The organism is Campylobacter sp. US25a, from assembly GCF_004379075.1.
Classification (GTDB): Bacteria; Campylobacterota; Campylobacteria; order Campylobacterales; family Campylobacteraceae; genus Campylobacter_D; species Campylobacter_D jejuni.
In genome coordinates, this window is record NZ_RYYM01000048.1 from 1 (window position 1) to 1,649 (window position 1,649).

Here is a 1,649-nt window from a genome sequence, read left to right on the forward strand (position 1 = left end):
ACCCAAAACTTAGAACTGCTTTATCTGCAACTTAAACTTTTTGATGATAAAGATGCTAATAAATGCAAGGTGCAATACTTTCACAATGAAAACAAATATGCTAATCAAGAAATGAAATGGATAGAATATTGCAAAAAACAACTTTTTTCGCTTAATAGCGAAAATCCTATTCATAAAAATAAAAACTCGTTTGATATGGAAGTGCCTTTTGTAAGTATTTCTTTTGGGTCTTTGATTTATGATAAAGAAAGACTAGCTAAAAAAGGAGTTAGGCAAATTTTTGGAGTGCGTTTAGCAGAATCTTGCAGGCGATATTTTTATGAGAAATGATTTGATTTTAGATAATTAAAGAATATACTACAAACTTTATTTTACCCACTTTATGCTAAAATAAATCACATAAGCTTATAGGCTATTAATCATCAATAAACCCCAAAAGGATCATCAATGTCCCTTAATTCCTTTATGAGTCTTGATATATCAAATTCTACTTCAAATCCCCTACCCTTTAAATCACTAAAGCCCTCATCAAAGAAAGTTAGGAGATGAAGTGATTATTTCTTTTTTAGATGATGATATAGATAAACCTTATGTGAGCTCTAGTTTGTATAATGGGGCTAATCCAAGTTTAGTAAATCTTCCTTTTAATGATCATCAAACTTCTCTTTCTTCTAAAACCATAGGTGTTAATGAAGAAGGTTATAATGAACTTACCCTCTCAAATATAAAAGACAAAGAACAAATTTATTTAAAAGCCCAAAAGGATTATGATGAATTAGTCCAGCATAATTTCACTCAAAGAATCTTAAATGATAAAGATTCTAAGGTAGATGGAATTTATAATGAAAGGATTAAAAAGATTCATACTCAAACCATAGACTTAGCTAAAAATGTCAATGTAGGAGGAGAATACTTAACTAATGTAGGCTTATCTAAAGATACCATAGTAGGATTAAGCAATACCTTAAATGTAGGAGTAGATAATAAAGTAAGAGTGGCTAAAAACTCTCATGAGTTTGTAGGAGAAAACAAAGACATAGAAATAGGTGCTAATCAAAATACTATTATCCATAAGGATGAGATAAGGAATGTGAAGGGAAATAAAAAGGAGGTGATTGAGGGGCATTATGATATTAATATCAGTGATAAAATGCAAGTGTTAAGCGAGAAAGAGATGGATTATAAAAGCAAAGATAATATTCTTTTTACAAGTAATGAATCCATAGGATTTGAAAGTGATAAAAATACAAGCATGGTAGCTGATAATATCACAACTTATGCAAAAACTATTCATGAGTTAAAAGCCGATAGCGAAGCGACTATACAGGTAGGAGAAACAATTATTAATGCAAAACCTGATTGTGTTATCATTAAAGCAGGTGGAGTTGAAGTAACTATAGACTCTAATGGACTTGTGGTTAGAGGTGGAGAGCTTAAAGCAGAGTAATAAAGGATAAACAATGAATAAACCCTTCTACAAACTTAAAAAATTTTATATACCTTGTGGTGTGCTTATAGCTTTGATTATTTTTATAAGCTTAACTTATCATTTTTTACAACGACCCTTAGAGTTTATCTTTTGGGATAGATATGATATATCGAAATTATCTATTAATAACAAAGAGAAAAATTTTAAAACAATGAAAACT

The 1,649-nt window shown here is 29.7% G+C and carries 2 protein-coding genes and 1 pseudogene; all 3 read left to right on the top strand.

What is annotated here, in order from left to right; all coding sequences use genetic code 11:
- A partial coding sequence (locus ELQ12_RS10265; RefSeq protein WP_166739607.1) for a hypothetical protein occupies positions 1-330 on the top strand: 330 nt, incomplete at its 5' end.
- 220 nt (positions 331-550) lie between these two features.
- On the top strand, positions 551-1,447 hold the full coding sequence (locus tag ELQ12_RS09590) for a VgrG protein (protein WP_134264747.1): 897 nt from the start codon (positions 551-553) through the stop codon (positions 1,445-1,447).
- A gap of 13 nt (positions 1,448-1,460) precedes the next feature.
- A pseudogene (locus ELQ12_RS09595) lies at positions 1,461-1,649 on the top strand (hypothetical protein); the annotation flags it as partial.